General features: G+C 61.5%; 24 protein-coding genes. 10 read left to right on the top strand and 14 right to left on the bottom strand.

From position 1 onward, the window contains the following. Position 1 precedes the first annotated feature (1 nt). Both DFO58_RS17340 and DFO58_RS18350 read left to right on the top strand, forming a co-directional pair. Positions 2-646 (top strand): ATP-binding cassette domain-containing protein, encoded by a 645-nt coding sequence (locus DFO58_RS17340; protein ID WP_183043253.1) that lies wholly within the window; start codon positions 2-4, stop codon positions 644-646. Beyond that, positions 643-3015: an AbrB/MazE/SpoVT family DNA-binding domain-containing protein gene (locus tag DFO58_RS18350; protein ID WP_147407327.1), complete on the top strand. Its 2373-nt coding sequence runs from the start codon at positions 643-645 to the stop codon at positions 3013-3015. Before DFO58_RS17340 ends, DFO58_RS18350 begins: the two co-directional genes overlap by 4 nt. Before the next feature lie 517 nt (positions 3016-3532). On the opposite strand, the gene DFO58_RS17335 is transcribed toward DFO58_RS18350, so the two are convergent. Continuing rightward, complete coding sequence (locus tag DFO58_RS17335) at positions 3533-3904, bottom strand: VOC family protein (RefSeq protein WP_120991844.1); 372 nt, start codon at positions 3902-3904, stop codon at positions 3533-3535. A gap of 58 nt (positions 3905-3962) precedes the next feature. Between DFO58_RS17335 and DFO58_RS17330 the strand changes: the two genes are divergently transcribed. From DFO58_RS17330 to DFO58_RS17320, 3 genes are all read left to right on the top strand, one after another. Further along, the gene (locus DFO58_RS17330) at positions 3963-4388 is read left to right on the top strand and encodes a MarR family transcriptional regulator (RefSeq protein WP_053799505.1); all 426 of its coding nucleotides are present in this window, start codon (positions 3963-3965) and stop codon (positions 4386-4388) included. 543 nt (positions 4389-4931) lie between these two features. Then, on the top strand, positions 4932-5813 hold the full coding sequence (locus DFO58_RS18920) for a DUF4184 family protein (RefSeq protein WP_120991843.1): 882 nt from the start codon (positions 4932-4934) through the stop codon (positions 5811-5813). Positions 5814-6535: 722 nt separating this feature from the next. Further along, a complete protein-coding gene (locus DFO58_RS17320) occupies positions 6536-6958 on the top strand; it encodes a hypothetical protein (RefSeq protein ID WP_053799093.1) in 423 nt (140 codons plus the stop codon). 407 nt (positions 6959-7365) lie between these two features. Here DFO58_RS17320 and DFO58_RS17315 read toward each other — a convergent pair whose 3' ends face one another. The 4 genes from DFO58_RS17315 to DFO58_RS17300 form a co-directional block, all read right to left on the bottom strand. Continuing rightward, positions 7366-7986, bottom strand: coding sequence for an ATP-binding cassette domain-containing protein (locus DFO58_RS17315; RefSeq protein WP_183043251.1), 621 nt, complete (start codon positions 7984-7986; stop codon positions 7366-7368). Positions 7987-8529: 543 nt separating this feature from the next. After that, complete coding sequence (locus tag DFO58_RS17310) at positions 8530-9741, bottom strand: NADH:flavin oxidoreductase/NADH oxidase (RefSeq protein WP_120991841.1); 1212 nt, start codon at positions 9739-9741, stop codon at positions 8530-8532. A gap of 65 nt (positions 9742-9806) precedes the next feature. Further along, positions 9807-11243 (bottom strand): MFS transporter, encoded by a 1437-nt coding sequence (locus DFO58_RS17305; protein ID WP_120991840.1) that lies wholly within the window; start codon positions 11241-11243, stop codon positions 9807-9809. A gap of 49 nt (positions 11244-11292) precedes the next feature. Further along, entirely contained in the window at positions 11293-11742 is a 450-nt protein-coding gene (locus DFO58_RS17300; RefSeq protein ID WP_183043250.1) for a thioesterase family protein, read from the bottom strand. Between the two features lie 332 nt (positions 11743-12074). Between DFO58_RS17300 and DFO58_RS17295 the strand changes: the two genes are divergently transcribed. Beyond that, entirely contained in the window at positions 12075-12890 is an 816-nt protein-coding gene (locus tag DFO58_RS17295) for an SDR family oxidoreductase (RefSeq protein ID WP_120991838.1), read from the top strand. Continuing rightward, the gene (locus DFO58_RS17290; protein ID WP_120991837.1) at positions 12890-14110 is read left to right on the top strand and encodes an acetyl-CoA C-acetyltransferase; all 1221 of its coding nucleotides are present in this window, start codon (positions 12890-12892) and stop codon (positions 14108-14110) included. The genes DFO58_RS17295 and DFO58_RS17290 overlap by 1 nt, the downstream gene beginning before the upstream one ends. 172 nt (positions 14111-14282) lie before the next feature. On the opposite strand, the gene DFO58_RS17285 is transcribed toward DFO58_RS17290, so the two are convergent. From DFO58_RS17285 to DFO58_RS17245, 9 genes are all read right to left on the bottom strand, one after another. After that, on the bottom strand, positions 14283-14558 hold the full coding sequence (locus tag DFO58_RS17285; RefSeq protein ID WP_220668573.1) for a hypothetical protein: 276 nt from the start codon (positions 14556-14558) through the stop codon (positions 14283-14285). A 113-nt stretch (positions 14559-14671) separates the two neighbouring features. Further along, the gene (locus DFO58_RS17280; protein ID WP_120991835.1) at positions 14672-15226 is read right to left on the bottom strand and encodes a hypothetical protein; all 555 of its coding nucleotides are present in this window, start codon (positions 15224-15226) and stop codon (positions 14672-14674) included. A 114-nt stretch (positions 15227-15340) separates the two neighbouring features. Further along, positions 15341-16108 carry a CoA-transferase gene (locus tag DFO58_RS17275; protein ID WP_120991834.1) on the bottom strand — a complete coding sequence of 256 codons (768 nt, stop codon included), beginning with the start codon at positions 16106-16108 and terminating at the stop codon, positions 15341-15343. After that, positions 16101-16973: a CoA-transferase gene (locus DFO58_RS17270; protein ID WP_120991833.1), complete on the bottom strand. Its 873-nt coding sequence runs from the start codon at positions 16971-16973 to the stop codon at positions 16101-16103. The genes DFO58_RS17275 and DFO58_RS17270 overlap by 8 nt, the downstream gene beginning before the upstream one ends. Positions 16974-17987: 1014 nt before the next feature. Continuing rightward, entirely contained in the window at positions 17988-18449 is a 462-nt protein-coding gene (locus tag DFO58_RS17265; RefSeq protein ID WP_120991832.1) for a DUF3817 domain-containing protein, read from the bottom strand. Between the two features lie 194 nt (positions 18450-18643). Beyond that, on the bottom strand, positions 18644-19759 hold the full coding sequence (locus DFO58_RS17260; RefSeq protein ID WP_047120438.1) for an acyl-CoA dehydrogenase family protein: 1116 nt from the start codon (positions 19757-19759) through the stop codon (positions 18644-18646). 8 nt (positions 19760-19767) lie between these two features. Beyond that, the gene (locus DFO58_RS17255) at positions 19768-20754 is read right to left on the bottom strand and encodes an acyl-CoA dehydrogenase family protein (RefSeq protein ID WP_120991831.1); all 987 of its coding nucleotides are present in this window, start codon (positions 20752-20754) and stop codon (positions 19768-19770) included. Next, on the bottom strand, positions 20751-21929 hold the full coding sequence (locus DFO58_RS17250) for an acyl-CoA dehydrogenase family protein (RefSeq protein WP_113607371.1): 1179 nt from the start codon (positions 21927-21929) through the stop codon (positions 20751-20753). Before DFO58_RS17250 ends, DFO58_RS17255 begins: the two co-directional genes overlap by 4 nt. Next, complete coding sequence (locus DFO58_RS17245) at positions 21930-22781, bottom strand: enoyl-CoA hydratase (protein ID WP_047120435.1); 852 nt, start codon at positions 22779-22781, stop codon at positions 21930-21932. A gap of 151 nt (positions 22782-22932) precedes the next feature. Between DFO58_RS17245 and DFO58_RS17240 the strand changes: the two genes are divergently transcribed. Genes DFO58_RS17240 through DFO58_RS17230 form a run of 3 tightly spaced genes read left to right on the top strand, consistent with a single transcriptional unit; the run spans position 22933 to position 26066 of the window. Then, the gene (locus DFO58_RS17240) at positions 22933-24102 is read left to right on the top strand and encodes an acyl-CoA dehydrogenase family protein (protein ID WP_120991830.1); all 1170 of its coding nucleotides are present in this window, start codon (positions 22933-22935) and stop codon (positions 24100-24102) included. After that, on the top strand, positions 24099-24902 hold the full coding sequence (locus tag DFO58_RS17235) for an SDR family oxidoreductase (RefSeq protein ID WP_047120433.1): 804 nt from the start codon (positions 24099-24101) through the stop codon (positions 24900-24902). The genes DFO58_RS17240 and DFO58_RS17235 overlap by 4 nt, the downstream gene beginning before the upstream one ends. Positions 24903-24914: 12 nt before the next feature. Then, the gene (locus DFO58_RS17230; protein WP_120991829.1) at positions 24915-26066 is read left to right on the top strand and encodes an acetyl-CoA C-acetyltransferase; all 1152 of its coding nucleotides are present in this window, start codon (positions 24915-24917) and stop codon (positions 26064-26066) included. Positions 26067-26179 lie beyond the last annotated feature (113 nt).

Below are 26179 nucleotides of genomic sequence, written 5' to 3'. Positions count from 1 at the left end.
TATGCTGACCGTTGACCATGTTTCACTGACCTACCCAGACGGGCAAGACGTACTTACCGTACTCAAAGATGTCACCTTTGAAGTACCTAGTGGACTCACTGCAGTTGTTGGACCTAGCGGAACCGGCAAATCAACATTACTGAGGGTGATTGCCGGCCTTCAGATCGCTGACCAAGGCACGGTATGCGTCGGAGAATATTGCATTGATTCTTCCAAGCATGATGCTGGAACCGCGCAGTCTATTTATGTTCCCCAGGATTTTCAGCTCGTACCTTTTCTCTCAGCTGCGGAGAATCTGCAACTCGCGGCCGAGATGCGTGGGCGCCAAGTCGCTGATCCAGAGGTTTTGCTGAACATTGTTGGCCTACAGGGCCTAGCCAAGCGGGTACCTGAAGAACTTTCCGGAGGACAGCAACAACGGCTGGCTCTTGCGCGCGCTCTAACGGTTCAAGCTCCTGTGCTCTTGCCTGATGAACCGACAGGGTCTCTGGATAGCGAGACGAGTCAAGGTATCGCCGCTCTTCTCAGGGAAATCGCTCACAGTGATCAGCGATGCGTGATTGTTGCTACGCACGATTCAGCGCTAGTTGATGTCGCCGATTCAGTCCTTTCCATTCAGTCGGGCAAGGTGCAAAAAATTCGATGACGAAGATCTTCACTCCTCGACATTTAGCAATCCGGATCGGCCGTTACTACTGGCGATCGCTCATTCCTTTGCTCATATGCGCATTCGTGTTCTCAGCAGCTATCAGTTCAATATCGATTGCCAAATCTTCGGTAGAAAACGCCGCCGCTACAGGTGTTGCTTCTCATTTCACAAATATGCAGCATCTAATGCAGCCCACCACCACGGAGAGTCTTCAGGCAGGGACTGAGGTCGCTGGGTGGATCCCCATTTCTGATTCCAGTGCGTCCTTTAGTACGGACGCAAAGCTGGTTCAAGGAGACGTGCGTTCCTATGAAGATTCGGAACTATCCTTCGGACAACTCATCGAGGGAGCTTCGCCTGAAGAGTCTGGGCAGATCCTGCTGCCTGCTGGGATTGCCAATGATCTGGGATTAGCCGTCGGAGATACTCTATCTGTCCAAGTGGCGGACAATAAATCTTTTGCCGCTAAGGTCAGTGGCCTGGTCCAGGACTCAGCGAAAATCGACGACAAGCAATCCTATCTGCTTACGTCGGTTGCCCTGCCCGAAATTAGCGGGTTCCTCAGCGAAACAGATCCCTTCCTTAATACTTCAACAACATCCTTATTCGAGCAAAAATTATTTACATACAATTCCCTGGAATCACTGAAGAAAAGCACCATCACTGATGCTTCTGCAACATATTTCCCTCAAGCGGGTACTTTGCTTATTGGACTATGGCTGGCGTATCTGATCGTTCTGGGGCTTGGCGTATCAGTACTCATGCGAGCGCTCAACGCGCCTTTGAAGGGGCTGGCTTCTTCGGGAGTTACTGCTCGTCAACGAACTGCGCTGATACTACTTCTTTTGGGAACATCTGCGGCGGTCGCTTCTCTGTTGGGAGTGTTTATTTCGATAGCCGGGCTTTGGATCGGTCGAAACGCAGTGTCCAGCATATTTTTACAAGCGTGGTCTGGCGTTAGTCTCAACGCCACCTTGATCCTTCTTCCTGTATCTTCGGTGCTGCTAGCGGCAACCATCGGAGCTCGCCCCAAATATCGTCATGGGTCTTCCCGAATCCAGAACTTGGCTTTACGCCTCGGCTTTGATCAGCCCCGTGGAGCAGTTCTGACCTCAACGGTCCTCATAGTACTTTCTGGACTGGCGATCCTCGCCGCGGCACAAAGGGTGATTCCGCCGGAGTCAGCGGTCTTTATCGTAGTGACCGCCTTCGCGGTTTTTCCTTGGGCTTTTTCGTCTCTACTACGTCGCTTTCTGCTCCCTCCTGCGCTAAGAAAGGCTACGAAGGCTGCCGCCGCGCTGACTTTATGCTTTGCTTTATTTGTTTCAACTTTGCTGGCTATGTCAGTCGCCTTTACAGGGCGCGCGGTGCACAATGAACGTACCGCAACGGTGCATCAATCGCCGACGCTTCCTGCCGGCAGCATGGCGCTGGATTCTATTCCTGCGGATCAGGCAGACGCTGTCACCCAACGCTACTTAGAAAAAGGCGGGATCCAGCCAACCCGCTATTCTCTTCCTTTGGAAGATGTGGTTGATGCTCGTATTACAAGCCCTGAAATTGCCTTGTGTATGGGTGAACACGATGAAGCTGATTCTTTTATCGCCGGTGATTTGTGTGGTTTAGAACCAGTACTCCGGTACGTTGTGCTCTCTCCGGACAGCACAGAGACAGTTCGAGTCTCCAGTGAGCTCACTAATGCTGGCGAAGCAACTTTCCTTTTATTTCAATCCGGGGAAAGCTTCGCCAGCAAGGAGCTGAGTATTAGAAATGCATCATCTGATGACTCGCTTGTTCAACCTCTAGCGGGGGCCGTTATTGGGAGAGGTTCCTCGCTTGTGCGCGAACTGGGTCTAAAGCCTAGCGAACTTCGTCAGCTGGTCTTCACGGATTTTGGGACCTTGGAGGGGCGCGAACGAGCCGAGCTAAGAAGCTACATTGCACGTATTGCTCCGGGCGCGGAAATGGTGGAAATCGATGCTGATGGATCTGAGCAATGGTTGAGGTTCCTCATAGTTATATCCATGGGTGCAGCTTTTCTGACGACCGTGTGCGTTGCTGCAGGCATAAGATACGCTCTTTCGTTGATGCGCGAAACCCGTGGAGTGATGAGCTTATTCTCTGCTTCGCAGAGAATAAAAAGACGCCTCACGGCTACCGTTATTGGTTTATGGGTGGCAGCTATTGCTTCAGGGTCTGCTGGAGGACTCTTCGTCGCATGGCTGGCTAGTGCCAAGGACGGTCTCGGCAGTGGGTTCATTTGGGCGATCGCCCCCGGTACCGCACTAGTGGTCCTTGCTATCGGTTGGTTTTATTGGCATTACGTTCTCAGTAACCGATCGCTAATGCAGGAGCGATATCGTTAGGAAAATTCATTGAACGGGTGCATTTGGAACTGTTGGGTGTATTAATACTCGCGAAATGGGAGTATTTTCGCTACATAGTTTGTGGCACTGAGTTTAGCGACGATCTCGCATCGAAAATCTGTTGAGTTTTCAACTGTTGGAAACCTTCGCTGAAGCGGGTGAACCGATGCGTCATAAACGACCGTTTGTGATTCGGCATTCTCTGTGTCCAGAGCCCCTGAAGTTGGCGCATCAATCTTCTGGCGATGCGGTTGCGTCGGATGGCGTCAAAGTGCGCCGTAACTTCACTGGGTATTTTCTCGGGCGAATATCTGTACATCCGAAAAATTGAGGGTTCGAAGTTCCTGAAACAATCAAGTCAATAGTTCACAACGTCCCGTAAGTCGAGCGGCTTACGGGACGTTGTCAACTAATGTGCGCAGGCTGCGCTGAACGAATCCACGGGCGAACCTGCCGGCCGAGAGCGTCGTTGCAAGCAACTGCTTGCCACATGGGGACTGTGCCGCTTTATGTTGGGCTAGCCGCGTGTGGCGCGGTCATGAATAGTAACTGTGTAACCGTCGGGATCCTGAAAGGCGAAGGTCGTCCCAAAGGGTCCTTCAAATGGTTCACGCAAGATGGTTACATCCGCGCTCACCAGTGCGCGATGCATAGCAACTGCCTCAGGGTCATGGAGCCAGATCGCGACGCCAAGTCCTGGCTTTCCGGAATCGAGATCCGCACCAGGCTCAGGATCGCGGACAGCGAAGGCTGGCTGGGTGTCGAAGACGACGGCGTGCGGGGGCGAGAATGGTGCGCGGGTTAGGCCCACTGTGTTCTCGTAGAAGGCTGCGGCCCTCTCAAGGTCACGTACCTGCAGGGCAATGAAATCGGGGCCTGTGACGGACATGATGATTCTCCTTATATGTCAGTTTTCTTACATGAAAATTCTATGTCAGAATTCTTACATGAGCAAACATCAACCTCAGGTCGGGTATCTGATTAAGCAAGCACAGTCATTACTTCGCATTCACATGGAAGACGCGTTGCGTCCAATGGACCTCAGCGTGTCACAGTACTCATGCCTGCACAGCCTTCTTCGCGATCCGGGCATCTCCGCTGCAGAGTTGGCTCGAGCCACGTTCATGACGCGCCAATCAATGGGCACAATGTTGCAGCAACTGCTAGAACGCGGGCTGGTTGAACGCTCCAAGCCATCGGCGGGCGGCCGTGCGTTGCCCGCTGCGCTCACAGAGGCGGGTGCGACGCTTCTTTCCGCTGCACAAGCCGAAGTGGACAAAGTTGAGCAGCGAATGCTCTCGGGACTCGAACCTTCGGATTTAGAGTCACTCGGCTATGGGTTGAACCTATGCATCAATGCGCTCAGAGCTTGAGTTGGCAGGCAAATCAGGCTTCGCGAAAGCAGCAACGAATCATCACCATGGGGCAGCGCTTGAAGTTCCGCAGCGGGCAGTGCCTAGTGGATGCAGGCCGGTGTGGCCAAGGGCGTGGGACTGGTTTATTACGTATTGCACCGTGAGCTCGTTGCGAATCCCGTCTATGGGCTATGGGCTGAAGTTCAGGAGAACCGCCAACCGGAAGTTCGACTTCCCATACGTTCATTTCAAGAGAGGAGACGACACCTATCGTGGATCTGCGTGGATTACTCGGATCCAGTTCTCAAACTATGGGAGCGCGTCATACTCCCGCGGTTTTTCTTCACCAGGTCTCGGGAATCCACGCCTCAGATTTCGCTGAAGACGAAACGACCAACGGTATTAGATCTCTAGCCCGAATCGAAGCCGTGCTGATGGTCGTGACAACAATGTCCACCCCTCAGTGGATACGGTTGCAGCGGACGGGGATCGAGCTATCAGGGCTTGCGTCCCGGCTCTATAGTGAATATTCCTAGCATTGCCGAAAAGGATTAGCTTACTTTGCCCGCCAGGGCGAAGCACTGTCAATTTTCGGCTCCATTCTGTCATCATTTCCATAAGAGAGCTCACTTGCCAGCCACATTTGCACATCCAGCAGCGATACTCCCTTTGCTGAGGTATCCATTTGTTCCAGCGGCCCTCGTCGCGGGGGCAGTTGCACCAGATTTTCCTTACTTTATGAGGATTCCTGTTGCGGCCGAAGACTGGTACGAACCATTCGTGAACGCAACTTACACCCATTCACTAGCAGGAATGATCACAGCCACCGCGCCAATCGCGCTATTGATCTTTCTACTCCTGCGGTTCCTCAAGCGACCTCTCAAGTATCTAGCTGGCCGGAGCGAACATGGAACTTCTGAGATGCGCCCCCTCACGCACCACGTGCTATGGACGCTTGTTTCTGTAATATTGGGGATTCTTACTCACGTGGTGTGGTACTCTTTTACGCACGGAGATAGTTGGCTCGTAAGCCGAATCCAAGTGTTGCAAGCACCCATGATCTTTGATATTCCCGTCAACCGCTTCTTGCAACATGCGAGTAGCATTCTCGGCGTTTTCTTTCTGGCGTTCTGGGGCGCACGACGGCTGAAATCAGCGGAGCGATCGTCGAGCAAAATGCGGGTTGCGCCCAAAACACTCATGACGCGCATCCTCATAGCCTCATCGATTGTTCTGGTGAGTATCGCATTATCAGTGAGGAGTATCGCTCAAACCCTTACGGGTGAATCCTCTCTCGAGTGGGCATCGGTAATCACTGTATTTGTAAAAAGCGGGATATCCTCGGCATCCGTCTTACTCGTAATCTATGCAGTCATATGGCATGCAGTACGCCTCGCTCTGAAGATTATGAATCGAGCGAAGGTCCAAACAGCTCTGGAGTAATCGGTGACATCGATTTTTTGCATATTATTCTTGACCGCGGAATTATACAGGCGCAAAAATTCAAGCCAACGATCCAGTCCGCATCGATACTTCCATAGTCACTTGCGCAAGCAACCTGACAGGATCTTCCTAGAGAATACAGCCACCGCAAGCACTATGCCCATGCAGAGGAACTCTGCGACGAGGCTTACCTCATCGTTCATTAACCGCGCGTCTTGTCCCGTAACGGATTGTACTGATTGCGCCAGGCGAAGAAGCATTCGTCACCGCTAAGCGTTCGATCTGCTAGGCAGCTCTTTCACTGCGTAAGTGCCAGTCTCTTCAGCATGCACTGCATCCTGATTCCTTGAGACTGATTGCATGCCCAGGCCCGGGCCTGGAAGAAATGGGCGCCCGCTGGCGCGGCCGGCTGTTGGCCCGGACTTCGTCCGGTCTTTTCTGTTTTTTGCTGCTGTCCTTCGGAGTGTACGGGCCACCTCCAAACCCACAAGCCACTCGCTGCGCTTCGGGCGTGCTTCACCCAGAAATTTTTGGGCCGCGCTCCAAAGTCGCTTGTTTCGGCCCAAAATTTTCGTGGGTTGCGCACCCCTGACGAGTTGATGGGTTTTCCGGCTGGCCCCGCTTCATTGCATTTCGCCAGCAGGCAAAAAACAACCCGGGAGGGCTTCGGTGGATGGCTGGCAACTTGCCCCTCTTTCCGTGATGCGAAAGGCAGAAATTCTATGCAGACCAAGACCAATGACACCGGCGAGACCGTCATCGTTCCCGCGACTGTCGAACGCGACATGTACGGCGAAGGGTATGACTGGATAGAATCGCTGGCAGGCACCGGATGGCATGAGGTCCCAGGGTGGGGTCGCGATGGTTGGGATTTGGGATCCTGGCCTTACATCATCTTCGCCGCAGCGAATGCAGAAGATGAAACCGGGAAGCTCTTCGAATACACCACGTATGTGGAAGGCGACGTGACCGCGCGCTGGTACCGCAGCTGCGAAGCCCGCAACCTGGCCATCAGCAAGGAAGCGTTCTGGTACTGGGCCAGCGGTCAATCGGACGGACCAGAAGCGTTGGAGGGGATGAATCCGCAAGAGTTCAAACAGATTGACGGACTGTGTGAACCGTATCTTCCGGATCACTCGAATTAGTTAGATGGACGGCCCTGAGCATGTGTGTTCAGGGCCATCCTTGTTGCGCCGTGTAATTCAGTGTCAGACTTGGCGAGGTTAGCTTCTAGAAGTCTTGGCTTTCGAGCTCGGATGGAGTGTTCAGGACCTTCGGCAGGAGGGTTGGGGTTTCAGACTTAAGTGCAGAATGATAGAGGCCGTGCACAGCCCAAGATCGCAGAACGCTGGGTAACTCAGGGACCGTAGCTTTTGGGTTGTGTGCGGGCGGTCGGTTCGTTCCTGCTGTCCCCGTGTGTGCAGGAAAAGCAGCGCAGCGGATAGGGCTTTTGCTGTGCACAGGTGGGCAGGAGGCCGCCCACGTAACCAGGAACAAATAATGGGCCGGCACTTACCGTGAGGTGAGTGCCGGCCCATTGCTGTGCGTTCTTTTAGTTTTCGGCTGCTGGGGTCGTTTCGTTGGATTTCTTGCGAGGCCGGCGGCGGGATGGGGACCCGATCCTATTCAGTTCGGTTTGAGTCCAACCCTTTTTCACAGTAGGTTCATCCAACAGAACGACGTCTGGGTTGTGGACGAACGCTTCGGCCAAACCTACACGTTGGCGGGAACCGCCAGATAGCTTCCTAAGTCTGGTGTCGGCTGAACTCGTAAGGTCGACCCATTCGATAGCTTGTTCTGCGAGGTGACTTAGGCTTTTCGACGGTACGCCTTTGAGCCAGGCACCGTATTCGATCATTTCACGAACTGTAAAGCCGGGAAAATATTGCCAGTTTTGCGGCATATACCCAATGCGGGAATAGTACTGGCGAAGCTTGCTTGGGGTATTGATTGTCTCGCCATTGAGCGCGACGCTACCGGCGTGCAAATTCGTTGGTTCGAGCAGGCTCTCAAACAAAGTGGTTTTACCAGCACCGTTCGGCCCAAAGAATGCAGTAATCGCTGGGCCGAACGATACATCGAGACCATCGTAAATGAGGCGTCGCCCTCGTCTAGCGCTAAGCGCTGATGCGAGCAGTATCGATGTTTGGTCTTGAACCGGTATCAACTTCAAATTGCCAATCAGCAGTGGGTCAGGGTCTAAGTTGCGCTCAGGCGCTGCACAGCCTTGCTTAGTTCACGCAGAGCGATTTCCGAGTAGTACTCTGTCGTCTTAGTACCATTATCGCAAGTCGTACCGTGGTACGTGTGATTTGCGCCAATGATATTTACGTTCTTCACACGAACATCTGTCAAGTTTTCGTAATTATGCACAAGTCGGAAATCAACCGAGCTTGTCCCGTTGCATTTCTCGCTTCCACCAAACAAAACTTTTTTCGCGGCAGCTATAGAGGGGGCCGTCGGCGGCTGGGATCTTCTGTGAGCTTTTCAGCGGTTTTCATATCAGTCACGAAGGAGAGGGGATTCCACCACCAGGAGGGTTCTTCTCTGATGAGGCCCTGCACGTCATGCACGCAGACGGTGCCCACGTGAGCACGCGGGCCACGGGTCATGCCCACCATATAGGTTCATCAGAGACACTTAACGACAGGCATTCGTATTAAGCAGGTGATGCTCCTGGTTTTCCAGGAGCATCACAAGTATTAGCCGAGTTTCGCTAGGCGCCGCTGTACTGCTCGAAGCGCGTCAGCGGGGTTTCCCCGGACTTCGCCAGCCGCTGCAGGGTGGACAGGCGCGGGCCCAGGGCGCTGCCGAAGCGCTGGTCCCAGTGCTCGAACTCGTCGGTTGCCAGCGCGCGCCGGGCATGGTGCACCCAGTTCGGGTTGTCCAGCATCTCGCGACCCAGCAGCACGATGTCCGCGTCCTGGCCTTCGATCATCCGGCTGGCCTGCTCCGGATCCACGATGAAGCCCACGCAGGCCACGACCGCGTCGGTTTCCGCCTTGATGGCCCGGGCGAAGTCCGCATGGAAGCCGAAGCCGCGGCGCACGCGGGTGTCGCTGGAGCGGTCGGTGGTGATGCCCCCGGAAGAGGTGTCGAGGACGTCCACGCCGGCGGCGTTCGCGTGCCGGGAGAACTCGACGATGTCCTCGATGCCCAGGCCGCCGTCCAGCACGCCGTCCACCGAGGACACCCGGTAGGCCAGGATGATCTCGTCGCCGATGGCTTCGCGGATGGCGCGGATGACCTCCAGCGGGTAGCGCATGCGCCCGGCGGTGTCCCCGCCGTAGCCGTCGGTGCGGGTGTTGGAAATGGGGGATAGGAAGGAATGCAGAAGGTAGCCGTGGGCCCCATGCAGCTCGATGTAGCGGAAGCCCGCCTCGGCGGCGCGGCGCGCTGCGGATGCCCACTGGGCTACCGACTCGGCGATCTCCGCCTCGCTCAGCTCGTGCGGCACCGGCCAGTTCGGGCCGGCCGGCAAGGCCGAGGGGCCGACGGTCTGCCACGGCGGGTTGCCCGCCTGGGCGTCCGTCTCATCCAGCGGGGCGCCGGCATGCCACGGCTCGCGCACCGAGGCGCGACGGCCTGCATGGCCCAGCTGGATTCCGGGGACCGAACCGTGGGCGTCGAGCAGGCTCGCGATGCGGGTCATGCTCTCCACGTGGGCGTCGTCCCACAGGCCCAGGTCGAAATGGGAGATGCGGCCGCGCGGCTCGATGGCCGTCGCCTCGACGATGACCAGCCCCGCGCCGCCCAGGGCGAAGCGCCCCAGATGGGCCAGGTGGAAGTCGCTGGCGAAGCCGTCAACCGCGGCGTACATGCACATGGGTGAAACGCCGGCCCGCAACGGCAGCGTGGTGCCGCGGATGGTCAGGGGCGTAAAAAGCGCCCGGTCCTCGGTGTTTGCTGTGCGCGCATCAATAGTCATGCCAGCACTCTATCGAGCAGCCGCAGCGCCCGGGCGGCCAGTCCCACTTTCCGGAACCGGCGCGATCAACGTTCCGTTCCGCGCGGAGAGGCCGGCAGCAGCAGGGCCAGCACCGAGGCCAGCAGGCAGCTCGCGGCGACGGCGCCGAAGGCGAGCGACAGCCCAGACTGGGTCAGGAACTGCGAGTCACCCGCGGAGACCGCGAAGTTCGAGAGCAGGAAGGCGAACACCGCGCTGGTGGCCGCCCCGGAGAAGGTGCGGATCAGGGAATTGATGCCGTTGGCCGCCGCGGCGTCCTGCGCCGGGCTGTATCCCATGACCAGCGCCGGCATGGCCGCGAAGCTCAGCGCGGTGCCCACGCCCACCAGCGCCGCACCGACCACGATGACTGCCAGCGAGCCGTGGGTGAACAGGCGGAACACGAAGGCCAGCGACATGACCAGCGCGCCGAGGGCCAGCACCTTGCGCCCGTCGATGCGGTTGAGCAACATGCCCGCCACCGGGGAGAGCCCTGCCATGGTCAGCGCGGCCGGGATCATGACCAGTCCCGCCTCCACCGGGCTGAGCCCCAGCCCGGATCCGATGCCGGCCGGGGCCTGCACCTCGTGGGCTGTCAGCAGGTGGTTGGCGAACATCCCCGCGGTGGCGAAGAAGGTGGCGATATTGGTCAGCAGCACCGGACGGCGGAAGGCGGTGCGCAGGTCGATGACCGCACGGGCGCTGCGCAGCTGCAGCGGAACCCACAAGCAGGCAGTGAGCACCCCGAGCCCGGAAATTACCGCCAGCGGCAGCGGGTTCGTGCCCCACCAGCTGGACTTCGAGATGACGAACAGGGCACTGGCCAGCACCACCGACAGGCCCAGCGCGCCGAGCACGTCGAACCGGCCGCCCGGATATGATCCCGCATCGCGGACCAGCAGCAGCACGCCGCCCAGGGCAAGGACTCCGCCGACCGCGGAGAACACAAAGATCCCCGCGGTGCCGAGCCCGCTGCTGCCCAGCACCCCGGAGAGCAGCAGTCCGGTGGCGGATCCCAGTCCGACGGTCGCGCTCATGACGGCAATCGCGGTGCCTGCGTGCCCGGCCGGCATCATGTCGCGCAGCAGGCTGATGCCGATGGGGACGATGGAGGAGGCGCAGCCCTGCAGGGCCCGGCCCGCCAGCACCCAGCCGAAGCCCGGCCCCAACGCGGCGGTCAGTGAGCCGGCCACCAGCAGTCCCAGGGCCACCAGCAGCAGGCGCCGCCGGCCGTACATGTCCGCCATGCGCGAGAGCACCGGGGTTCCCACCGCCCCGGCAAGCAGCGTGATTGTCACCAGCCACGAAGCATCCTCCGCCGAGACCCCCAGATCTTCGGTGAAGCTGGGCAACGACGGGACGATCAGCGTGAACTGCATCGAGGAGAGCATGCCGCTGACGGCAAGCAGGATGACGGTGGGCCACCGGGAGCTCTTCGGCTTGAGCCGGAGGTCCTCCGATTCGGCGTTACGGGTGAGGCTCATGGGAGCATCCTGCGCTCGCCGGCGGGCGGGCAAAACAAAGCGATGGATGTCATTGGGCCGCGCCGGATTCCAGGAAGGTGCGGAACACTTCCGGCAGCCGGATGGCTTTCTGATCCGGGCTGACGGTCACCAGCCAGTTGGAGGCCGTTGCCACCAGGGTCTGGTCGCTGCGCCGCCACATCTGGAAGTCGAAGCGAACCGAGCAATTCCCGATTTCTCCGACGCGCAGCTCAATGGTGATTTCCTCGAAGAGCCGCGCCGCTTGCAGGTAGTCGCAGTGGGTGGCCCGGGACACCGTCCACCAGCCGAAGCGTTCGAGCAGGGTGTCCTGGCGGAATCCGTTCAGCAGCAGCCATTCGGTCTGCAGCGCTTCCATGCGCGGGAACCAGGTTGCGTAGTAGAGGATCCCGGCGGGGTCCGTGTCCGCGTAGCTCAGGCGCTGGGTGTGCTCGTGCACCGGCTTGAGCGTGGTGGTCGATGTGCCGGAATTGGTCTGCATATGCCTGTGGAACCCCTTGAATTGCTTGTCGTGGGAGGTGCGTGGAACTGAAATATTTTCCCAACCAACCAAACGCATGCTTGGTAATGAGAGATTAAGCCTTTATGCTCAACGTAGCAAGCGTTAGGTTGATGGTTGGCCGCAGGGGTGCGATTCTCGAAGCCGCCCCCGGTTTACCGGCGAATCGACGGCCATCTGGCCGCTATCGAGGCAGGAACCGCCTCGGGGAACTCGGCTTCACCTCGGCGAACCATCACACGCACACAACTATCGGCACACGGTGGGCTGGTCATCCCAGCGGCACCGCTGTTGAGAAGAAGGGCAGGAAAACGATGTCAGTCGTTATTGACCTTAAAGACCGGGTAGTGCTCGTTACGGGCGGCGCCCGCGGAGTCGGCGCCGGAATCACCCAGGCATTTCTCGACGCCGGCGCCGTCGTGGAGATCTGCGGACGCAGCCTCCCGGAGGCCGGCGGAATCAGCGAGCACCCTTCGGTGCACTTCACCCAGGTGGATGTCCGCAACGCGGAGCAGGTCCAGGACTGGGTTTCCGAGGTGCACAGCCGCCGCGGCCGCATCGACGTCGCCGTCAACAATGCCGGAGGGTCGCCCTTCGGACGCTTCGAAAAGGGCTCTGCACGCTACCTGCAGGCCATCACGGAACTGAACTTCCTCTCAGCCGCACATGTCGCCAGCGCAGTGCTGCCGGTGATGATGCGCCAGCCGGAGAAGGGCTCGGTCGTGAACATCACCTCCATCAGCGCCCGCCGTCCGAGCCCGGGCACCGCGGTGTACGGTGCGGCCAAGGCCGCGCTGGAAAGCCTGACTGGAAGCCTCGCGGTGGAGTGGGCTCCGCACATCCGCGTGAACGCGGTCAGCTGCGGCCTGGTGGCCACCGAAGGCGCCGTAGACCACTACGGCGACGAGGAAAGCTTCGAGCGCGTTGCGGCAACCATCCCGCGCGGACAGTTCGCAGCGCCAAGCGAGATCGGCGCCGCCTGCGTCATGCTCGCCTCGGATATGGCATCCCACATTACCGGCGCGGTGCTGGACGTGGACGGCGGCGGGGAATGGCCGGCCTTCTTGGCGCACACCCCGAACGCCGATGAACTGAAACCACTTGAACTTGAAGTAGAAGGAGCACTCTAATGGCAGAGGCAGTTATTGTTTCAGCGGCGCGTTCGCCGATCGGCCGAGCCTACAAGGGCTCGTTGCGTGAAATGCGCGGCGACGACCTGGCCGCGCAGATGGTGCAGGCAGCGCTCAGCGCGGTGCCGGAACTGGACCCGCACACCATCAACGACCTGATGATGGGCTGTGCGCAGCCAGCAGGCGAGCAGGGTTACAACATCGCCCGCATGGTCGCCATGCAGCTGGGCCTGGACTCGGTTCCAGGCACCACCGTGCACCGCTACTGCTCGTCCTCGCTGCAGACCACCCGCATGGCTTTCCACGCCATCAAGGCCGGCGAAGGCGACGTCTTCATCTCGGCCGGCGTGGAAACCGTATCGCGCTTCGGCCTGGGCAAGTCCGACGGCATGCCGGACACCAAGAACCCTGCCTTCTTCGCAGCCATGGACCGCACCAAGGCGCTGAATGAGGATGCTTCCTCGCGCTGGAGCGACCCTCGCGCCAAGGGCGAGCTGCCGGACATATACATCGCCATGGGCGACACCGCGGAGAATGTCGCCCAACTGCGCGGCGTCTCCCGCGAAGCCCAGGACGAATGGGCAGTGCGCAGCCAGAACCTCGCCGAAGCAGCAGGGCTTCGCGGATTCTGGGAAAAGGACATCACCCCGGTCACCCTGGGCGACGGCACCGTAGTGTCCACCGATGACGGACCGCGCGCCGGCGTGAAGCTGGAGAAGCTCGCCACCATGGCCCCGGTATTCCGCGAACACGGCACCGTGACCGCTGCGAACTGCTGCCCGCTGAACGACGGTGCCGCAGCACTGGTGATCATGAGTGATACCAAAGCCAAGGAACTGGGCCTGAAGCCCCTGGCACGCATTGTGTCCACCGGCGTGGCGGCCATGACCCCTGAGCTTATGGGCCTGGGTCCGGTCGATGCGGTGAAGCGCGCTCTGGCCAACGCCAAGATGTCGATCAAGGACATGGACATCATGGAGCTTAACGAGGCCTTCGCCGCCCAGGTGCTGCCGTCCATCGACGACATCGGCATCGACCCGGACAAGGTCAACGTCAACGGCGGCGCAATCGCCTTAGGCCACCCGTTCGGCATGACCGGCGCCCGCATGACCACCACCGCCATTCATGCTTTACAGGAACGCGACGAGCAGTTCGCCGTGGAAACCATGTGCGTGGCCGGCGGCCAGGGCATGGCGCTGGTGCTGGAACGATTGAACTAACACCAATCCACGAGAACCGACAGAACCGCGCATGCCTGGGGAGAAAATTCCCGGGGCATGCGCGGTTCCGTCTTCATGCAATAGCCCGGCCCTGCTTTTTGTGGTGATCCAAAGTCACGCTGAAGTCTTGTGGCTTTGAATCTATGGCAATTCAAGGTTCTCTCGAAGACGGCTAACGCTGATCGCCAACGGGCTGCGGTAATACATCCTTGATCATTCTTGCCACGACAAGTAGATCCTTTTCGTAATTGCGAACAATTTTCCCCTTGACGTTCTGGAAATCACGGTAGTCAATGATGAGCAGCGTCAATCCTTGCTCAGGAATCATTGTCGCCTTTTGGGCGTCGTATAGCTTGCGCTGTTCACCGCGCAGATGGCCCGATGCGGTGACCTTGTCGTCGAAAAACGGGACGGCTTCTGAGTGCTGTTTCTCGTGGTACTCGACCACGAGTCGACGGTCTTCCCAATAGCCATCAACCGGGAGCGGCGCTCGGAGTCCGGTCTTTTTCGAAGGCAGTCCCAGAAGCCAATCGAATGTTTTCTGCTGCTCGCAACCAGAACCTAGCACTTCATTGCATAGTTTGAGTACGTAGTGCTCATCGCTCTTTGCCCGTTTCGATGTCGACTGCGGTTCGGGTGCGTACTGTGGTGGTTTTGGGAAATACCGGGCTGTTCCCAAACCCAACCCCAAGCTTCGTCGAAGTCCCCGTAATCGCCGTAGGCGATGGGTAGATCCGTAAGTTTGCTGACCTGGCTCATGAGTTGTGAATACCAGTCCACGTAGGCGCGGTTTCCGGTTTCTTCGAAACCACTTCGCTTCAGGGAAGGCATCGCGCCGATAATGGCTTCGGCGACGTCAATGTGGCTCACATCGGCGGGGAATTGAATCGATTCGTTGAAGACATTTTCGTCGGCAGTTGTATACCGGCATGACTCTTTCGCGTTGTAGGGAGCGCCAAACTCATCGCCGGTGCGCCACTCGGTGACGTCGAAGATGATAATGCGCCAAGCGATGCCCGAAGCGTTCAATCCAGGCAGAATTCTCAAGCCCCGGTAACCGAGACGGTGAAGCAGCCTGACTGCTTCCAAAATTCTGAGGGGGAGTTGCGGATCCATTGTCCTCCTTGAAACTGTCTACTTATCGAATGTTCCCACGGAGTTCCGACACGTTAAAAGCCGGGCCGGGAAGCTGTGAAACAGCTCCCCGGCCCGGCTCAATCATTCGATTGACTAGCCTACTGGCTGCGGTACCGATACCTCACGATTGCGTACCGCGCGCGGGTCTATGACCTCGCGGATCAGGCGCAACTCCTCGTCGGTTGGCAGGCGCGTTTCCGGCGCGTTGGAGGCATCCAGCGGGAATCCGGTGTTGTCGGTGACTTCCTGCGGATCCACGCCCGGGTGCACCGAGAGCACCTTCACGCGGCCGTCCTCGTCGTAGCCGAGCACGGCGAGGTTGGTGATGATGACACCCAGGTGGTGATGCTTGAGGCCGGCGGCCTTGGCGCGGTCGTTGCCGACGCCGGAGACCATGTCCACTGAAGGGACGAACAGGCGTGCGCTGTGGCGTGCAATCCAGTAGTCCACGCGGTGGTTGGCGGTATTGCCAGGGGCCCCGCGCACGCCGATGAGCTGGCGCTTCGGCTTGTCCCAGTCGCCGATCAGCGAAATGTTCTGGTTGCCGTACTGGTCGATCTGGCTCGCGCCCATGATGCTCTGGCGGCGGCCGGTGGCCACGATGTCGAAGATGCGGCGGAACGGAGCCCAGCCCTCGATGACACCGCCGGCGGAGGCCGGCTTGCCTAGTGGGGAGGCTTCGCTCATCATGAAGGCTTCGCCGTCGCTGAGGATGATGTCCGGCGAATGGGTCAGCTTGGCCAGGCGTGCGCCAATGGATGGGACAATGCCCACCGCATGGGCGAGCAGCTCGCCGGATTCGCGGTAGATGTCCGAGCAGGCTGCAACGCAGATCTCGGCAATGGTGGCGTCGTTAGACATTGGCTTTCTCCTTTTCTGCGTGGAAGCGCTCGACGGCTGCATGGAATGCCGCCTCGTCGCCTGCCAGGAATTCTGCGGTGAAGGCATCCCACGCCGCCGGGTCCTTGGCGGATGCAGCGTAGTGCTTCTGGAAGACTTCGTCGCGGCCGTAGTCGGGCTCGCAGGTGGTGAAGTGCGCACCGCGCGGGGTCTCGACGACGCCGGTGACGTACATGCGGCTGAGCATCAGCGTGTGGTACGAACCTTCATCGAGCAGGTTCTCGGTCTGAACGATCTTCTCGGTGCTCACGAAGGTGCGGTCAGCGGCCATCGCGTAGAGGTCGTCGAAGTACGGATCCGGGCCTAGGAACTGGACGTTGCCGGCTGCGTCGGCACGGTTGACGTGGATCAGCGCGACATCCATGCGGATGGCCGGAACCGCAACGTACTCGTCGTCCGAATACGGCGACTTGACGGTCTTCAGGTGCTTGTTGGCCGGCAGGACGTCCGAACCGATACCTGCCAGGGTCGGCAGGAAGGAGAGGCGTGCGGCTCCGGCGCGCAGGCCGGTCACGAACATGCCCTCATCGTATTCCTGCAGCTCCAGCTCGCCGCGTTCGCGGGCTGCGGTGAACAGTGGATCCAGCGGGATGCTGTCCAGGGTGACGAAGCCGTAGATCAGCTTCTTGACCTTGCCGGCCGCGACCAGCAGTCCGACGTCCGGGCCACCCAGGGAGACCACGGTCAGGTCCTTGACGTCGGTCCGCAGCAGTTCACGGACGAAGGCCATGGGCTTGCGCCGCGAGCCCCAGCCGCCGATGCCGATGGTCATTCCAGACTTGATGGACGCTACCGCGTCACTGAGTTCCAATCGCTTGTCAGGCATTGGGTTTCCCTCATTTCTTCAACGAATAATAAACCTAGCGCTCGCTTGGTTGTAAGGCTAGCATGAATGAAATGAATTGGTCAGCGTAGTCCCATTGGCCAGCTATCGCACTGCTTTGGTTTTCGTGAAGCCTGCCGACTATGCAGGCGGGGAGTTCCAATGGATTCGTCCTGGTACTCAGACTTCGGTAGCCGCCGCACCAGGCGGCACCCTAGTAGTTGTCGGTGCGGCATCTATTTTCGCGTATAGGACGCTTTGCTACAGGACTCGCGTCAACGATGCCGATCACTGCTGGAATCGCGCGTAATACGGGATCGATGTAGTTCACGGGAGTGCCGAGCAGACGGCTGCCGGAAGCTATCTCACCAAGTCGCTGCTCGTCCCGTGGGCAAAAGGCACCCGGCCGGAGCCCGAGCGAAGAGGGCAAGGCAAGCGTGCCGGATCCTCTGGATGGCGGGTGTCAGGGAACGAAAAAGAGATGCTGATCCGAATTCCCTAAAGTGCTTTGGAAGTTGGCGCTCCGGGCTCCTTGGCTGACAAAAAGGGAGGCGTTGTTATTGCTCATGCTGTTGCATTAGAAAACCTGGATCTGAACCGAACTCCGATAGGTGTTTCACCTGCCGGCAGCACAACTTCTGAGGCAAAACAAGGATCCGCTCGTAGAATGAGCGTGGGAGCGGAGGCATCAGATACGCCCAAAAAAGAAGGCGACGGATACGGTTATTCAGCCAACGACCAAGGCTCGCGTGGTTAAACTTGGGGACAACTACATTGTGCTCGGCCAGAACAACGAGCCACTGACTGCAAGGTATCCCGCCGACAGCTTTCGATACATAACGGACGGGGCGAAGTCAGCCTACCAACTGGCTACCTTGGACGGTAAGAGGCCAAGCGACGCGATTATTGCCTTGGCAAATTACGTTCCTCCCGGACAAAGAACTGCATGGCAAAAAAGCCCCGCCAAATGACGGGGCTTTGTCGTAGCTAGAGGCGCTGTTGCCGGGGAAATCGAGGTTAGGCGCGGCCACCTGGAGGGCCTAGGATCAGCATGACGGTGAAGATCAGTGCGACGATCACGACTGCGATCACCGCGGTCAGGATTGGGCGGCCGACCATCCAGCGGAACAGGGTGTCAAACCACTTGTCATCATCCGGGTGGTCGCTCTTGGTGGTGCGCCATTCGCCTTCCAGGCGTCCCTGCTTCTCCAAGCGGCGTTCATAGGGAATCGTCAGGTAAGGGACGATCGAGGTGGCTGCGGCAAGCACGATGGAGCGCTTGGTCCAGCGCTGGTTGATGCCGACGAGCACGCCGGTGGCAACGTAGGACAGGAACACGAAACCGTGCATGAATCCGGCAATGGAAACCGGCCAGTCGCCCACCTTCACGACGTACTTCAACAGCATGGCGATGATCAGAAGCGTCCAGGTGACTGCCTCGGCCCGGGCAACGATGCGGAATAGGGTGCGTGGTGACATAACCTGATTTCTGTCCCTCGGGATTGCGAATAAGTCGGTTCTCCATTTAGAACCCACCCAAGTCTAACGGGCGCTCCTGTGTGCACAATTTGAACGAGGGGCCGACTACGGCTCCGGCAAGTGGCAAAAAAAGACGCCATCCCGTCCGCCGAGAATCTGCGGCGGACGGGATGGCTGTTGCGAGTCCGAGGCGGCTAGGCCGCGGTCAGGCCCAGCAGTTCGCCGAGACGCTGGCGGTGCGTCCGGGCCTGCCCGAAGAGCTGGCTCGTGGCATGAGCGCGCTTGAAGACCAGCTGGGCATCGTGCTCCCAGGTGATGGCGATGCCGCCATGCAGCTGCACGCACTCCGCGGCGATGTGGTCCAGCGCGTCCGAGCACCAGGCCGCGGCGGATGCCGCACGCTGCGGCAGGTCGTCGGCTCCGGTGCCGGCGGACCATGCGGCGGCCCAGGCCGCGGTGCGCGCGGTCTCCACCTGCACCAGCATGTCGGCCATGCGGTGCTTGAGCGCCTGGAAGGATCCGATGGCGCGTCCGAACTGCTCGCGCTGCTTGGAGTATTCAACCGTCATGTCCAGTCCGCGCCGGGCGGTGCCCGCCTGCCAGCAGGCCAGCGACACCAGGGCGATGTCGCGGACCTTGGCCAGGGCGGCTTCGGCGTCCAGGGCCAGTGCGCGGGCCGGCACCTGGTCCAGGGTGTAGGTGGCGAAACGCAGGGTGGTGTCCACCGCAGGGGTGGAGATCCGCCCGATCGCTTCCGGATCCAGGATCTCGAAGATGCCCGGTCCGTTCTCGGTCTGGGCCACGGCCAGCACCAGGTTGGCGCCCAATCCGTCGATCACCAGGGTTGCCTCGCCGTTCAGCACCCAGTCCTCGCCCTGCGGGGCGGCGGCAAGGTCGTTGGATGCGGGATCCCAGCGGCCCTTGGAGTCCGCCCAGGCGAGCGTGGCCAGGGTTTCGCCTTCGGCGATGCCCGGCAGCAGTCGCTCGCAGGCCTCGGTGTTCCCGGATTCGAGGATGGCCGCGGTGGCCAGCACGGCCGAGGAGAGCAGCGGGGACGGAGCCAGGTGGTAGCCGAGGGTCTCCAGGACCAGTCCGGTCTCCAGCCAGCCGCAGCCTGCCCCGCCGAATTCCTCCGGGATCGCCAGGGAGGCAACGCCGATTTCCTGGGCGAGCACCTGCCACAGCTGCGGGTCGTAGCCGAGCTCGGATTCGGCCGCGCTGCGCACTGCCAGCGGGTCGGCATGGCGGGCCAGTACCGCGTGCAGGGTCTTGGCCAGTTCGTTTTGTTCGTCGGTTAATGAGAAGTCCATGATGTCCTCTAGCTGGCAGGCGACAGGATCGCGGCGGGAGCCAGGATCGACGCGGCGATGCGTGAACGGTGGTAGCGGCCGGTGCCCCAGGCCGAAGCCAGCGCGTGCACCCGGGTGAGCCACAGGCTCAGGTCGTGCTCCTGGGTGTAGCCGATGGCGCCGTGCACCTGCAGTGCGGTGCGGGCGGCCAGGATTGCGGCGTCCGAGGCGGCGACCTTGGCGGCGGACACGCTGCGTTCGCCGGCCGGGGTGCCCAGATCCAAGGCCGCGCCCTTGAGCAGCGGGCGGGCGAAGGTCAGCGCCACGCGGACGTTGGCCAGCTGGTGCTTCAGCCCCTGGTATTCGCCAATGACGCGGCCGAACTGCTCGCGCAGCTTGGCGTAGGCCACTGCCTCTTCCAGCAGGCGTTCGCCGGCGCCGAGCAGCATGGCGGCGCTGCCCAGAGTGGCGCGGTCGATGGCCAGCGCCACGGCCTGCGGATCAAGCGCGGCGGCCGGTCCGGCAGGGGCCAGCTCATGCAGGGTGCGGGCCGCGTCGATGGACTCCTGGCCTTCCCCGGCCTCGGCAGGGGTGATCGAATCCTCGGTGACGATGAACTGCTGCGAGCACAGCTGCGCATCCAGCGCGTAAGGCACGAAGCCAGGGATCGCGGCGGTGGCGATCACCGAACCGTCGGCCAGGGATTCGCGCAGGGCTGGGTCCACCAGATCCGGCAACAGCGCCGCGGATTCCAGGTAGGGGCCCGGGGCTGCGTGGTAGCCCAGGCGCTCGAAGGCGACGATCAGGTCCACCGGGGTGCCGCCCATGCCGCCGTCGGCCTCGTCGATGCACAGGCCCAGCAGGCCGAGCTCGGCCAGCTGCTCCCACAGTGCGCGGGCCGGAGCCGCATCGCCTTCCGAGGCCGTGCGGGCCACGGCGGTGCCGCCCACGGATTCGATGACCTGGTCGATGGCCTCGGCCAGCGCCCGCTGTTCCTCACTGATTACGAATTTCATGACGCCTTCCGTCCGTCGCCGCCGCGTGGCAGGCCAAGTATGCGTTCTGCAATGATGTTGCGCTGGATTTCGTTGGTGCCCGCGTAGATCGGGCCGCCCAGGGCGAAGATGTAGTCATCCACCCAGCGTCCGCCGGCCTCCGCGGAGGCGGAGCGCAGTTCCGCGGCCGGGCCGAGCAGATCCAGGCCGGTCTGGTGGATCGCGATGTCCAGTTCGGACCAGAAGACCTTGTTCACGCTGCCTTCGGCGCCGATGTCGCCGCCTTCCTGCAGCGTGCTGACGGTGCCCCAGGTGTACAGGCGGTAGGCCTCGGACTTGATCCAGGCATCCACCACCGCGTCCTGGGCGAATGGATCCTGCTCCTGGTTGCGCTGCCACAAGTCGATCAGCCGGTCGGTGGCGGCGCAGAAGCGGCCGGGGGAGCGCAGCGACAGGCCGCGCTCGTTGCCGGCGGTGCTCATGGCCACGCGCCAGCCGTCGCCCGGGGCGCCGAGCACGTCCTCGTCCGCGACGAACACATCGTCGAAGAACAGCTCCGCGAACCCGGTGGTGCCATCCAGCTGGGTGATCGGGCGGACCGTCAGGCCCGGCGCATCCAGCGGGAACAGGAAGTAGGTCAGGCCGCGGTGGCGCTGCGCCTCGGGATCCGAGCGGAACAGGCCGAAGCCGCGGTCGGCCCACGGGGCGCGCGAGCTCCAGGTCTTCTGGCCGTTCAGGATCCAGCCGCCGCGCTCGTCGTCGCGCTTGGCGGTGCTGCGGATGGAGGCCAGGTCGCTGCCGGCGCCCGGCTCGGACCAGGCCTGGGCCCAGATCAGGGTGCCGTCGGTCATGTCGCGCAAAAAGCGCTCATGCTGCGCCTCGGTGCCGTGCCCGAACAGGATCGGAGCCAGCAGCGAGATGCCGTTCTGCGCCACGCGGGTCGGGGCTCCGGCGCGGTAGTACTCCTCCTCGAAGAGCACCCACTCGATCAGCCCGGCGCCGCGGCCCCCGTATTCTTCCGGCCAGGACACGACGGACCAGCGTCCTTCGGCCAGCTTGGCTTCCCACTGACGGTGGGCGGCGAAACCCTCCTCGGTGTCCATGGAGGGCAGCGGGGTGGCTGGCACGTTTTCGGCCAGCCAGGCGCGTGCTTCGGCAGCGAACGCGAGCTGCTCTTCTGTCAGGTCAAGATCCATTTATTTTGCCGCCTCCGCCATGTTCTTGGCTCCCATGCCGGCCAGGGAATCCTTGCCGACCTCTGCGTTGTGTGCGTGGGCTGCGTGGTGCAGCCCGAAGACCGAGTCCATGCCGGCGCGCAGGCCCTGCAGGTCTTCGGATTGGTTGACCGCCTTCTTGGCCAGGGCCAGGCCGAGGCGGGGCATGGCGCCGATGCGCTCGGCCAAATTCAGCGTGTGCTCCTCGAGCAGTTCGCGGTCAACGACGTGGTTGACCATGCCCAGCTCGTAGGCGCGGCGGGCCGTGAAGCGGTCGCCGGTGAACAGCATTTCCTTGGCCGCGCGGGGGTTGGTGACCCACGGGTGGGCGAAGTATTCCACGCCGGGAATGCCCATGCGGACCACCGGGTCCGAGAAGAATGCGTCTTCGCTGGCCACGATGAAGTCGCAAGACCAGGCCAGCATCAGGCCGCCGGCGATGCAGGCGCCGTGGACCATGGCGATGACCGGCTTGGGCAGTTCGCGCCAGCGGCGGCACATGCCCAGGTAGACCTCGGATTCGCGGGCGAAGCGGGAGTCGACGCCCTCGGCCCCGACGTGGTCCCACCAGACCACTGCCTTGCGCTCGAAGCTCTGGTCGGCGTCGCGCTCCGGGGTGCCGATGTCGTGGCCTGCGCTGAAGTGCTTGCCGTTGCCCGCCAGCACGATGGCCTTGACCGCGTCGTCCTCGACGGCGCGGGTGAACGCGGCGTCCAGGGCATAGGTCATTTTCGAGTTCTGTGCGTTGCGGTACTCGGGGCGGTTCAGTCGAATGATCGCCGTGGTGCCGCGCACTTCGTAGGTTACGACGCCGTCACTGTCGTTCAGAGTCATCGCGGGCCTCCTTATCCTGTGTCGCATTTCGGCTGGGAACCCAGCCGTGAAAACTTGCTTGGGACTACAGTAACCAAACAAGTGCTTGGTTTGCTAGCATAAGCGAAGATCAACCGAGAGACCAATGGATATCGAGAGTGAGGGAGATGTCGTGGATCTGAATTATTCAGCGGAAGATGACGCTTTTCGTCAGGAATTCCGGGATTGGCTTGAAGCAAACCTCGTCGGCAAGTTCGCCGCACTGCGCGGACTGGGCGGCTCGGGGCGCGAGCACGAAGCCTTCGAGGAACGCCTGGAGTGGAACCAGCACATGGCCGCCCACGGCTGGAGCTGCGTCAGCTGGCCCAAGGAGCACGGCGGCCGCGGGCTGAGCCTGCAGCAGCAGGTCATCTTCCACGAGGAGTACGCCCGGGCCAATGCGCCGGCTCGCGTGAACCACCTGGGCGAGGAACTGCTGGGCCCGACCCTCATTGCCTTCGGCACTCCCGAGCAGCAGGCCCGGTTCCTGCCCAAGATCATCGCGGTCGAGGAACTGTGGTGCCAAGGCTACTCGGAGCCGGGAGCAGGCTCCGACCTGGCCGGGGTGAAGACCAAGGCCCGGCTGGAAGACGGCAAGTGGGTTGTCGACGGCCAGAAGGTGTGGACCTCGCTGGCGCACACCGCTGACTGGTGCTTCGTCATCGCCCGCACCGAGCCGGGATCCGTGAAGCATCGCGGCCTGTCCTACCTGCTGGTTCCGATGGACCAGCCCGGCGTGGAGATCCGCCCGATCCTGCAGCTGACTGGAACCTCGGAGTTCAACGAGGTCTTCTTCGACGGCGCCACCACCGATGAGGACCTGGTGGTGGGCGAGCCCGGCGCGGGCTGGTCGGTGGCCATGGGCACCCTGGGCTTCGAACGCGGCGTCTCCACGCTCGCCCAGCAGATCGCCTTCCAGCGCGAGCTGCAGCTGATCATCGACCTGGCGCGCACCAACGGAGCGATCGAGGATCCCATTACCCAAGACCAGATCGTCAAGTCCCAGATGGGGCTGGATATGCTTCGCATGCACGGGCTGCGCACGCTCAGCGGCGAGCAGGGTATCGAGGCCTCGATCACCAAGCTGCTGTGGGCTCCATGGCACCGCTCGCTGGGCGAGCTGGCCATGGCCGTAGCCGGCGCTGGCGCGCTGACCGTCGCGCAGGCGCCGTATGAGCTCGACGAGCTGCAGGCCCTGTATCTCTTCAGCCGCGCCGATACCCTCTACGGGGGATCGGACGAAATCCAACGCAACGTAATCGCCGAGCGCGTGCTCGGCCTGCCCAAGGAGGCACGAGTATGACCATCCAGCGCATCGCACAGCCGGCGCCAGAATACGTTCCCGCCCATGGTCTGCTCGCCGGACGACGCGTTGTCGTGACCGCTGCAGCCGGAGCCGGCATTGGGGCCGCGGCGGCACGCCGCTGCCTGGAGGAAGGTGCGGACCTGGTGGTGCTGGGCGATACCCACGCCGGCCGGCTCGAGGCCTCCGCCAATGAACTCGGCGCTGAGTTCGGCGCCGAGCGTGTGCGCTTCGCCGTCTGCGACGTGACCAACGAGGAGCAGGTCCAGGCGCTGCTGGACGTCGCCGAGGAAGCCGGCGGCGTGGACGTCATGATCAACAACGCCGGGCTGGGCGGCACCGCCTCCATCCTGGACATGGAAGACGAGCAGTGGGAGAAGGTCGTGAACGTGACCCTCACCGGCACCTTCCGCTCCGTGCGCGCCGCCAGCCAGCGCATGGTGAAGAACGGCACCAAGGGCGTCATCATCAACAACGCTTCGGTGATCGGCTGGCGCGCCCAGGAAGGGCAGGCCCACTACGCCGCCGCGAAGGCAGGCGTCATGGCACTGACTCGCTCGGCAGCCATGGACGTGGCCCCGCACGGCATCCGCATCAACGCGGTCGCCCCGTCGCTGGCCATGCACCCGTTCCTGGCCAAGGTCACCTCGGACGAGCTGCTGGAAGAGCTGACCTCCCGCGAGGCCTTCGGCCGCGCCGCCGAGCCCTGGGAAATCGCCAACGTCATGGTCTTCCTGGCCAGCGACTATTCCTCGTACATGACCGGTGAAGTGGTCCCCGTCAGCAGCCAGCAGGCCTAAAGGAGAGAACAGATGACTGAGGCTTACATTATTGACGCCGTGCGCACCCCGGTGGGCCGCCGCGGCGGTTCGCTGGCCGAAATCCACTCGGCCGACCTGGGTGCCCACGTGATCTCGGCGCTGGTCGAGCGCACCGGCATCGACCCCGGCGCGGTGGACGACGTGATCTTCGGATGCACCGACACCCTGGGCTCCCAGGCCGGCGACATCGCCCGCACCGCATGGCTGGTGGCCGGGCTGCCGGACCATGTGCCGGGCGTGACCATCGACCGCCAGTGCGGTTCCAGCCAGCAGGCGGTGCACTTCGCGGCGCAGGGCGTCATGTCCGGCACCGCAGATTTGATCATCGCCGGCGGTGTGCAGAACATGTCCAAGATCCCGATCTCTGCGGCCATGATCGCCGGCGCCGAGTTCGGATTCACCACGCCCTTCGCCGAGTCCCCTGGCTGGGTCGCCCGCTACGGCGACCAGGAGGTCTCGCAGTTCCACGGGGCGGAGATGATCGCCGAGAAGTGGGACATCACCCGTGAGCGCATGGAGCAGTTCGCGCTGGAAAGCCATGAGCGCGCAGCCGCCGCCGTGGACGAGGGCCGCTTCGACTCGCAGGTTGTTCCGCTGAACGGCCTGGAGCAGGACGAGACCATCCGCCGCGGCACCACGCTGGAAAAGATGGCGACGCTGAACACGCTCACCGAGGACGGCCGGCTGACCGCCGCTGTGGCCTCGCAGATCTGCGACGGTGCCAGCGCCGTGCTGATCGCCTCCAAGAAGGCGGTGGAAGAGCACGGGCTGACCCCGCGTGCCCGCATCCACCACATGTCGGTGCGCGCCGACGACCCGGTGTGGATGCTCACCGGCCCGATCCGCGCAACGAAGTATGCGCTGGAGCGCGCAGGCATGGGCGTGGACGAGATCGACCTGTTCGAATGCAACGAGGCCTTCGCCCCGGTCGTGCTGGCTTGGATGGACGAGCTGGGTATCGACCGCGAGAAGGTCAACGTCAACGGCGGCGGCATCGCCCTGGGCCACCCGATCGGCGCCACCGGCACCCGGCTGATGACCACGCTGCTCAATGAGCTGGAACGCACCGGCGGCCGCTACGGCCTGCAAACGATGTGCGAGGGTGGCGGCCAGGCTAACGTCACGATCATCGAGCGGCTCTAGCCTTCGGCCCGCAAGCCCATTAACCAAAGATCCCCGCCGGGTAGACCCGGCGGGGATCTTTTCGATCATCACTCGCACCTTTATGAGGTACTTATAACTGTAGGACCCGGAAC

Origin of the sequence: Arthrobacter sp. AG1021 (assembly GCF_003633665.1) — a bacterium.
Taxonomy (GTDB): Bacteria; Actinomycetota; Actinomycetes; order Actinomycetales; family Micrococcaceae; genus Glutamicibacter; species Glutamicibacter soli.
Note: the sequence above shows the minus strand (reverse complement) of the source record. Positions and strands in the feature narration are given on the sequence as shown.

What these genes read in the sequence shown, in the direction of transcription:
- DFO58_RS17310 (WP_120991841.1), bottom strand. Translation starts at nt 9,741, where the DNA reads ATGACTATTGATGCGCGCACAGCAAACACCGAGGACCGGGCGCTTTTT.
- DFO58_RS17305 (WP_120991840.1), bottom strand. Translation starts at nt 11,243, where the DNA reads ATGAGCCTCACCCGTAACGCCGAATCGGAGGACCTCCGGCTCAAGCCG.
- DFO58_RS17300 (WP_183043250.1), bottom strand. Translation starts at nt 11,742, where the DNA reads ATGCAGACCAATTCCGGCACATCGACCACCACGCTCAAGCCGGTGCAC.
- DFO58_RS17340 (WP_183043253.1), top strand. Translation starts at nt 2, where the DNA reads ATGCTGACCGTTGACCATGTTTCACTGACCTACCCAGACGGGCAAGAC.
- DFO58_RS17280 (WP_120991835.1), bottom strand. Translation starts at nt 15,226, where the DNA reads ATGGATCCGCAACTCCCCCTCAGAATTTTGGAAGCAGTCAGGCTGCTT.
- DFO58_RS17255 (WP_120991831.1), bottom strand. Translation starts at nt 20,754, where the DNA reads ATGAAATTCGTAATCAGTGAGGAACAGCGGGCGCTGGCCGAGGCCATC.
- DFO58_RS17235 (WP_047120433.1), top strand. Translation starts at nt 24,099, where the DNA reads ATGACCATCCAGCGCATCGCACAGCCGGCGCCAGAATACGTTCCCGCC.
- DFO58_RS17275 (WP_120991834.1), bottom strand. Translation starts at nt 16,108, where the DNA reads ATGTCTAACGACGCCACCATTGCCGAGATCTGCGTTGCAGCCTGCTCG.
- DFO58_RS17230 (WP_120991829.1), top strand. Translation starts at nt 24,915, where the DNA reads ATGACTGAGGCTTACATTATTGACGCCGTGCGCACCCCGGTGGGCCGC.
- DFO58_RS18350 (WP_147407327.1), top strand. Translation starts at nt 643, where the DNA reads ATGACGAAGATCTTCACTCCTCGACATTTAGCAATCCGGATCGGCCGT.
- DFO58_RS17260 (WP_047120438.1), bottom strand. Translation starts at nt 19,759, where the DNA reads ATGGACTTCTCATTAACCGACGAACAAAACGAACTGGCCAAGACCCTG.
- DFO58_RS17245 (WP_047120435.1), bottom strand. Translation starts at nt 22,781, where the DNA reads ATGACTCTGAACGACAGTGACGGCGTCGTAACCTACGAAGTGCGCGGC.
- DFO58_RS17250 (WP_113607371.1), bottom strand. Translation starts at nt 21,929, where the DNA reads ATGGATCTTGACCTGACAGAAGAGCAGCTCGCGTTCGCTGCCGAAGCA.
- DFO58_RS17330 (WP_053799505.1), top strand. Translation starts at nt 3,963, where the DNA reads ATGAGCAAACATCAACCTCAGGTCGGGTATCTGATTAAGCAAGCACAG.
- DFO58_RS17265 (WP_120991832.1), bottom strand. Translation starts at nt 18,449, where the DNA reads ATGTCACCACGCACCCTATTCCGCATCGTTGCCCGGGCCGAGGCAGTC.
- DFO58_RS17335 (WP_120991844.1), bottom strand. Translation starts at nt 3,904, where the DNA reads ATGTCCGTCACAGGCCCCGATTTCATTGCCCTGCAGGTACGTGACCTT.
- DFO58_RS17295 (WP_120991838.1), top strand. Translation starts at nt 12,075, where the DNA reads ATGTCAGTCGTTATTGACCTTAAAGACCGGGTAGTGCTCGTTACGGGC.
- DFO58_RS17270 (WP_120991833.1), bottom strand. Translation starts at nt 16,973, where the DNA reads ATGCCTGACAAGCGATTGGAACTCAGTGACGCGGTAGCGTCCATCAAG.
- DFO58_RS17320 (WP_053799093.1), top strand. Translation starts at nt 6,536, where the DNA reads ATGCAGACCAAGACCAATGACACCGGCGAGACCGTCATCGTTCCCGCG.
- DFO58_RS17290 (WP_120991837.1), top strand. Translation starts at nt 12,890, where the DNA reads ATGGCAGAGGCAGTTATTGTTTCAGCGGCGCGTTCGCCGATCGGCCGA.